Consider the following 7,484-nt stretch of genomic DNA (forward strand, 5'->3'; position numbering starts at 1 on the left):
TCCGTTCGCCGAACGTACGCACGCCCGGGCGCGGACGTGAGGCGGCGGCCGGCGGTGGTGCTGCGCGTCATGGCGGTCCGCAAGAGCTTCGGGTCCCGGCAGGTCCTGCGCGGGGTCGGCTTCGAGGCGCGGGCGGGGCAGCTGGTGGGCATCGTCGGGGAGAACGGCGCCGGGAAGACCACCCTGCTGCGCGTCCTCAGCGGCGACCTGCGTCTCTTCCAGATCGCCTACCGTCTGCGCGGGACACGAACGGGTGCGGTGACGGTTTCGGCTCGGACCGCCGGCGGTCAGAAGGAAGTGAGGAAGGAGATCCGCCATGCCGACACAGGGACCCGAAGAACAACCCGCGGCCGAGCTCGACGCCCGCTACAGCTCCGCGCTCAATCCCCACCCGGGCGCCGCGGAGGTCACCGCCACCGAGTGGGCCGAGGCCCGACAGCGGTTGGAGACCACGGAGATCTTCTGGGTGTCCACGGTGCGGCCCGACGGGCGGCTGCACGTCACACCCGTGATCACCGCCTGGCACGACGGCGTGCTCTACTTCTCCACCGGGCCGGGAGAGCAGAAGGCGAGGAACCTCGCTCACGACGCCCACTGCGCGCTGACCACCGGCGGGAACTCGCTCACCGAAGGGCTCGACCTGGTGGTCGAGGGCAAGGCCGTGCCGGTTACGGATCCGGCGGTGCTGGAGGAGGTGATCGCCGCGTTCGAGGCGAAGTACGGGCCGCACATCACCTCACCCCAGGGCACCTTCCACGGGATCGGGGGCGCGTTCCGGAAGGGGGACGCGGTGGTGTACGCGGTGGCCCCGGTCACGGCGTACGGCTTCGGCCGGGACCACGGGGTCTACACCCATACCCGGTGGGTGTTCTGAGCGGTGGTCGGGACAGCAGGAGTCCGCAGGTCCTGCTGCCCGGGGCGTGAACCGTCCGGCCGGGACGAATCGGCACGGGGGAAGGGGACGGATCCGGTGAACGACGGTGAGCAGTAACGGAGTTACTGCGAAACGGCGCGACGCCCGTCCGCGCTGAACGTCAGGCCGCGCCGTGAGGAAGGGGGGCGGCGTCCACCTGATGGCGATCACCGTCGCGTACCGAAAGGCCAGGATCCGCGTCCCGCCCTGCGCCCGGTGCAGGAAGGCCTGGCGCCCCGCGCTCCGCTCCCGGATGCCGGCCGTGTGGAGCCTGGTCCTCGCGCTCATCCTGGTGCCGTCCGCGCTCATCATGGGCGGACTGACGGCCTGGTACTACGATTCGGGCGTGGTGTTCGCGATCGCCGCCGGCATCGGGGGGATTGCCGTCGCGGTGGGTCTTCCGGCGTACCGCGCCCAGGACAGACACCCCGAGGGCCTGCGCCATCCGCACAGCCATCCCGACGTGGTGGCCCTCACCGACAGCGGCTTCGGCACCCTCGACCAGGGCCCGCTCAAGGCTTCTCGCCGCGCGCGTACGGGCCGAGGAGATCTCGGAACGCGGCGTCACCGGGGGGCTCGAACTCCTTGGTGTCCGCGCCGCGTTCGACGAACGGTGTGCACGCTGCGGCGGTGCGGGCGGCCATGTGGTGGGTGCCGAGCAGGCGGCCGGTACGGGCCTCCAGGACCCGTACCTCGTACCGGCCCTCGTAGTGGGAGATCTCCCGGCTCGCCTCGGCGGGCTCCTCGTACCGGCACACCCTCAGGAGCTTGCCCATCCCCTCGTACCGGGCGCAGGCGACGAGTTGTACCCGCTCGGGCAGTGGCGTGAACGGGTCGGCGCGGTCGGAGCCGCCGGCGCCCTCGAACTGGTGCAGCAGCCCGTTGACATGGACCACCATGGGGCGGGGTCCCGACGCCGACACGCGTGCCGCCCGGGGGACCGGACGGCTCCCGTCCTCCTGGCACAGGCCGCCGAACGAGAAGAGGTTGAGGCGCGTCTCCACGGGGCTCTCCGGCACGGAGGCCGTCGGAGTGACCGGCCGCCCGGAGGGTCCAGGGGCGACGGAGAAGGCGGGGGCCGTGGCGGATCCGCCGGTATCGCCGTCGCCACCCGAGGGCCGTGCCAGCAGCCCGATCAGGACCGCGACCCCCGCCAAGGCCACCACCCCGGCCCAGTAGCGCGCCCGTCCAGCCACCCCGTCCGCCCCCTTCCGGCATCACCGCCCGCCGATCCGCCCTCCTCCGTTACGTCCCGGGCGGCGGAAGGCGGTGGGACCACCGTAGCCGCTCGGCGCGGACGGCCGGCGGTTGCGACGTCTACTGCGAGCCGACGAGTGAGGAGTTGGAACCGCAGGTGTTCTCGAACCGCTTGGCCGACGCCGTCGGGCCCGGCGGTCAGGGTTCGTCTCGCGATCTCTGCAGGTACGTGGAACACGGCACCGAGGCGCAGCTGCCGACCCGCTTCCATCCGGAACGCCAGGACACCACCGCACCAGGATGGATCCGCCTTCTCGAACTGGTGGAGAAGGCGGCGGTCCTCGACGTAGCGCAGGGCGACGGCGGCGCATGCCTCGTTGATCTCGACCGCGTCGATGTCCTCGACGGCCAGGTCGGCCTGGGCGAGCGCCTCGCGGGAGACCGCACGGCACCACCGGAGTCCGGCAGGGGCCGCCCAGCCGGATCACCGGTCGCGGCCGGGCGCCCGGCCGCGACCCGGAGTCGGGGATGCCGCCCGGCTCGGTCAGCCGGTGTGGACCTTCAGAGCGGAGCGGACGGCGGATTCCAGAGCGCCCTCGATCCAGGCCGGCTTGATCGAGGTGTGGTCCCCCGCGAAGTGCAGGGGTCCTTCGGAGGTGGGGATGTCGGGAAACAGCTCTGTGTGCTGGCCGGGGAAGAGCACGGATGCCTCTCCGTAGGCGTAGTGGTCCCGCATCCACGACTGGGTCCGGCATTTGCCGGTGAAGAACACCTCGCAGCGGCGGCCGAAGACCGCCTGCACTCCGGCGAGGGCGCGCAGACAGCGCTCCTCGTCGGCGTAGGCGTCCCACTTGAGGGCGTCGTCGGACCAGCTGTAGGAGGCGAGCACGATGCCGCCGTCGCTGCCTTCCATGGGCTGGGCGTGCTCGAAGTACATGAACCGGTTGGCGTTGTCGCTGACAGAGCCGCCACCGCGGACGTGGGCGGCCTCGACCTCACCCTCCATGGCGGGCCTGAAGGCGGTGAAGCAGTGCTTGTGGTCATCGGGGATCGTCACCCCCAGGTCCTTCACCGACTTGTGGGCACCGAGATGTCCGGCGTCCCTGACCTTGCCCGCCCGATACTTTTCGTAGAGGCCGTCCTCGATCGTGTCGAGGGCCCGCTTCCACTGTGCCTCCGTGAACTCCCACCAGCGCCGGGAGAATTCCAGCAGCACCTTGGTCGCGGCGTCGTAGTGCAACTCCGTGATGGCCCGGCGCTTGCCGTACGACAGCGGAGGGTCGAATGCGACGTGCCGCAGTCCGGAGAAGGGCACGGTGATGATCGCCTCGTCGCCCTCGAAGACCTCCGTGGTGCCGCCCTTACCCGTCTGGCAGTCCTCCGAGACGGTGTGCACCCGCACTTTGCCGCCCGCGCGTTCGACGCGTACGGCACGCCGGTCGAGCCGTACCTTTCCCTTCACGGGTGCGTACAGCGCGTCGGCGAGCAGCGCGGTCCCGCCCTTGATCTCCCAGAACTTGGTCCCGGGGGAGATCAGTGCGCTGGACAGGAAGCTGTGCAGGAAGGAGAGGTGCAACCGCGAGGTGAGGTTCTGGACGGTGCCGACCAGGTCGATGGTGTTGGTGTCGAGCCCCGCGGCTTCGGTGAGGTAGCGGTACATGGACCAGTGTCCGTACTTCTCGAGCACCTCGGTCCACCCGTCGACAAGGGCGGTCCCCTCTTTGCCCCGGACGAGTCGGTGTACGGGTTCGAGCGCGTCGGCGAGGATGGCGGCGGCGGTCATTTTCCGGTGCGCGCCGGTGACGTTGAAAGTGTCGTTGACCCTTTCCGGGTTCTTCTCGTAGTCGGCCCGGCGCTCATGGATGCCGTTGACGTGCATCCAGGTGCGATTGGTCTTCGTCGCCGGGTCGTCCGGATCGACGTCCACCAGGTAGAACTCCTGGCGGGGAAGGTCGAACTTCTTCAGCAGGGCCATCAGGAGCGGGTGACTGTCCGGCAGCCGCATGGCACCGGCCTCGGCGTACTGCCGGGGATCGGCGAACGGCTGCGCGCCGTTCTCATGGCCGCCCTTGCGGAAGGTCTTGACGCGGCCGCCGACCCGGTTGCCGTTGGCCTCGATCACGACGACGTCGTGGCCCGCCCGGTTGAGCAGGTCGGCGGCGAGCAGGCCGGCCGGCCCCGCCCCGACGACCAGTACCCGCTTGGTGGCCTTTCCCCTGCCGGTCGGCAGACCGTTGTCGACGATCTTCACGTAGGCCGGGACCAGGGGCTTGTCGTGTTCGTCGTGGACCACGACGGCGCGGGCGACCGTCCGGTACGCCTTCGGATCGGTGCCGGGCGGGGCCGCACCCGGCTTGACGGCGGGCGCGGTGGCGGGACTGAGCGCGGTCGCGGGGGTGGCGGAGGCTGCGGTGAGCCCGACCGCGAGCGCCGAGGCGCCGGTCGCCGTGACCACGGTGCGCCGGGAGGGAGTGGCGTCCTGGTGTGTCGACGGAGTGCTCACGTCCGAGGTGTTCGCGTTCTGAGTGTTCATCGCGCATCACTCTTGGTGCGCGAGCGGCACGCGGGGTAGCGCCTTCACACGGACGTGCCGCTCAAACCACCCGAACGGGTCTGCGGTCCGTGCCCATGTTCACCAGGGACTCGCGCTCCCGCGTGAGTGGAGTTCGGCAAGGCGGAGGACGGTACCGGATCCAGGCGACCGGGCCCACCGACGAGGGGAAGGCCGCACCCGACGGCCGTCCCCTCCGTTGGCGGAACTCAGCGACGGCGCTTTCGCGGTCGGGGCACCTCCCGGCGTGACCGAGCCGGGCGGTGGAGACGTCGACACGCGGCTCCGGAGTGCGGTGGCGACGTGCGACGGCTCCGGCGAGGTCGGTGAAACCCACCGCGTAGGAACGGGCGACCGGATGCCGGCAGTCGTCCCGTCCGCCGGCCTGCAGGGCGAAGAAGCCGCCGAGACCCGCCACGTCGTGCAGGGCGGCGGCAATGGACGCCGTCGAGGCACGGGCGTCTTGCGCGGTTCTCGTCCTCCTTCCGACTCTCCGTCCGTACGGTCAGGAGGCCGTACGCCGTCGTGGCGGCGTGATGGCGTACAGGTCGAGAACGTCCGGCGAAGGTGCCACGCCCGGTCCGCCGGCGCGGGCCCAGGCGGCGATGTCCTCGGTCGCGTCCGGGTCGTTGACCAGTCCGAGCCAGACGGGCCGGGCACCGGCGGCCCTGCCCTCCGCGGAGGGCTGGACGACGATGACGTTGGCGTGTTCGCAGACGTCGAGGCAGGCGGACACCCGCACCGGCACCTGGGCGCGCAGACGTGCCGTCTGGGCCGCGTGGTCGACGCCGGTCACTTTGGGGCTGCCGCAGCAGCAGTCGCGGCACACGACGACGCGGCACGGCACGGGGCCAGTGGCCGCTTCGGTCCTCGCGTCGTCCGTCGTTCGTCCGGTCGGCGTTGCGGGCATGCGGTGCCGTCCCTCTCTCCGGGGAGATCCGCCCCGGTGGTCCGTCGAGGAGGCGACCGCGTGAGTCTCCTGGCTCTCGGGTCGATGCTCGTCCCGGCCTTCCCACCCGTTGCCGGGCAGTGGCCTGTAGGGAAGCACTCGCCGATCACAGTGGCGGGACCGCGCCGGATTCACACCGGCTTCCTCGTTCCGCCGTCGCCTTGTCGCCGGCCATCATCCCATCCCGGGACACCGTCCCGTCCGCCCGGTGCCGACCGTCAGTCCGTCTCCTGGGCGTGGGGGGTCGTCGCGGGCGGATGGGTCGGACGGTCCCGTCCGCCGTCACGGCCGGACACCACCACGGCGACCAGCCCGACGACGACGGCCCCGACCGCGACCCGTCCTGCCGCCCGCACCCACCACCCCGGACGGGCCGCGCCCCCGCCGGGGGAGCCCAGCCGTTCGGCCCGCCGGGCAGGTCTCAGCAGACGCAGCAACAGCAGCGCGGCGACCGGGAGTTGCAGTAGCCACAGCACGGTGCGCGGCCACTCCCCGTACCAGACGTTGGTTCCGTACAGCAGTGTGTGCCACACGCTCAGCACGTAGACGACGATCACGAAACGGTGCAGCCGTCGCCAGGTGTTCGCCCCGATGCGGTGTCGGACGTAGAACAGGAGCCCCAGCGGAATCGCCAGGTACAGGGCACCCTGTCCGATCGGGATGGCGACCTGGCCAGTTCCGGAGTCGTACCAGCCCGGCACGAAGGTGTCCGCGAAGGCCACCCACAGCCGTTCCGCCCACGCCACCTTCGTCTCGTAGCGCACGAGTTCCGCCGCGAACATCAGCGCGTGGGCGAACATCAGCGCCGTCGTCGTCAGGCTCGTGGTGCGGTGCCAGCGCTCCAGCACCTGCCGGGAGACCGGCAGCCGGGCGGGGCGCGGCCCCGACAGCAGCAGACCGAGCATGACCGTGCCCCAGGCCCACAGCAGGCCCGACCACCCGAACGCCTGGCTGAGCAGGTACATCCAGTAGGTGCCGGGGTCGTCCATGAACGGCATGACCGCGACCGTGTCCGACTCGCCGGACTCCATGCGCGCCCACAGGAACGCGAACACGAGCGCCGTGACCACCACCGCCGCGCCGGCGTCGGGCAGGGCTGCCCGCAGGTCGCCGCGCAGCGCGACGCGGTCACCAGGGGGCCGTCGCCGTTCGCGCGGGGCCACTGCCCCGTCTTCGTCCGGCCTCGCGTCTGACGTCATCAGGGGCCTCCGGGGCACGGGCCATCGCAGCAACGGTGCGCATGTGTCGTGAGGCAACAAGTCTGGCTGAGGGGACGGTGATCCCCAGAGGCGTTATCCGGCCAGAGCCACCACGAGGAGTGCGCGGGGCACACCTGGTTCCTGCCTCCCCCTCCACGTTCAAGACAACCGCCGAAGCCCCGCTGTCGCAGGGATACGAGCGCCTCCGCGCTGATACACGCAGTCGGTTCGCGCCTCCCGTCCGCACGGACGCCCGGTGGCGCGACGCAAGAGGGAACCCGGTGCGAATCCGGGGCTGTCCCGCAGCGGTGAGTGGGAACGAAAGCCGTCGATCTCACTGGGTCCGCGTCAGGGCCGGGGAAGAGACGGCCGGCAGGTGTCCGCCCTTTCGGCGGACGTGCCCGCGAGTCCGAAGACCTGCCACTGCTCCCGCGTCCCGCGGGCTGTGCACGTGACCTCGTGGACTGGGTCGGCGGCATGGACGGTCGTACGTCGTGCGTGTGGCCGTGCCTCCTTCCCTGCCGATGTCCAAGGGCCGGGACGGACAAGAAGTGTGCGTCACCCAGTCGGTTCTCTTCGGGTACACCGTCCCTGGGCCGACGCGCCGGCCGGTGGGCCGGGGCTGGCGGTGCCGAGGCCCGGCATTCGCACCCGCCGGTCACGTCCGCTGGAGTG

General features: G+C 71.2%; 5 protein-coding genes, 1 pseudogene and 2 riboswitches. Of the genes and pseudogenes, 2 read left to right on the forward strand and 4 right to left on the reverse strand.

The genetic code is table 11. The features are described 5' to 3' along the window. Positions 1–69: 69 nt before the first annotated feature. Together AMK33_RS44255 and AMK33_RS34285 are read left to right on the forward strand one after the other, a co-directional pair. Positions 70–204, forward strand: a pseudogene (locus tag AMK33_RS44255) (ATP-binding cassette domain-containing protein); the annotation flags it as partial. Between the two features lie 112 nt (positions 205–316). After that, entirely contained in the window at positions 317–874 is a 558-nt protein-coding gene (locus AMK33_RS34285) for a pyridoxamine 5'-phosphate oxidase family protein (RefSeq protein ID WP_073936912.1), read from the forward strand. A gap of 551 nt (positions 875–1,425) precedes the next feature. Here AMK33_RS34285 and AMK33_RS34290 read toward each other — a convergent pair. The 4 genes from AMK33_RS34290 to AMK33_RS34310 all read right to left on the reverse strand — a co-directional run bounded on the left by AMK33_RS34290 (position 1,426) and on the right by AMK33_RS34310 (position 6,809). After that, positions 1,426–2,109 carry a hypothetical protein gene (locus tag AMK33_RS34290; RefSeq protein ID WP_235618277.1) on the reverse strand — a complete coding sequence of 228 codons (684 nt, stop codon included), beginning with the start codon at positions 2,107–2,109 and terminating at the stop codon, positions 1,426–1,428. A gap of 545 nt (positions 2,110–2,654) precedes the next feature. Beyond that, positions 2,655–4,643, reverse strand: coding sequence for a flavin monoamine oxidase family protein (locus AMK33_RS34295; protein WP_235618278.1), 1,989 nt, complete (start codon positions 4,641–4,643; stop codon positions 2,655–2,657). 523 nt (positions 4,644–5,166) lie between these two features. After that, the gene (locus AMK33_RS34305; protein WP_073936914.1) at positions 5,167–5,571 is read right to left on the reverse strand and encodes a hypothetical protein; all 405 of its coding nucleotides are present in this window, start codon (positions 5,569–5,571) and stop codon (positions 5,167–5,169) included. Positions 5,572–5,613: 42 nt separating this feature from the next. Next, a riboswitch (cobalamin riboswitch) is annotated at positions 5,614–5,802 on the reverse strand. 26 nt (positions 5,803–5,828) lie between these two features. Next, positions 5,829–6,809, reverse strand: coding sequence for a ferric reductase-like transmembrane domain-containing protein (locus tag AMK33_RS34310; RefSeq protein WP_073936915.1), 981 nt, complete (start codon positions 6,807–6,809; stop codon positions 5,829–5,831). 211 nt (positions 6,810–7,020) lie between these two features. Further along, positions 7,021–7,247, forward strand: a riboswitch (cobalamin riboswitch). Positions 7,248–7,484: the final 237 nt, after the last annotated feature.

Origin of the sequence: Streptomyces sp. CB02400 (genome assembly GCF_001905725.1) — a bacterium.
GTDB lineage: Bacteria > Actinomycetota > Actinomycetes > Streptomycetales > Streptomycetaceae > Streptomyces > Streptomyces atrovirens.

Bases quoted from the DNA above. Each gene is read 5' to 3' on its own strand.
- AMK33_RS34295 (WP_235618278.1), bottom strand. From the start codon at position 4,643: ATGAACACTCAGAACGCGAACACCTCGGACGTGAGCACTCCGTCGACA.
- AMK33_RS34305 (WP_073936914.1), bottom strand. From the start codon at position 5,571: ATGCCCGCAACGCCGACCGGACGAACGACGGACGACGCGAGGACCGAA.
- AMK33_RS34310 (WP_073936915.1), bottom strand. From the start codon at position 6,809: ATGACGTCAGACGCGAGGCCGGACGAAGACGGGGCAGTGGCCCCGCGC.
- AMK33_RS34285 (WP_073936912.1), top strand. From the start codon at position 317: ATGCCGACACAGGGACCCGAAGAACAACCCGCGGCCGAGCTCGACGCC.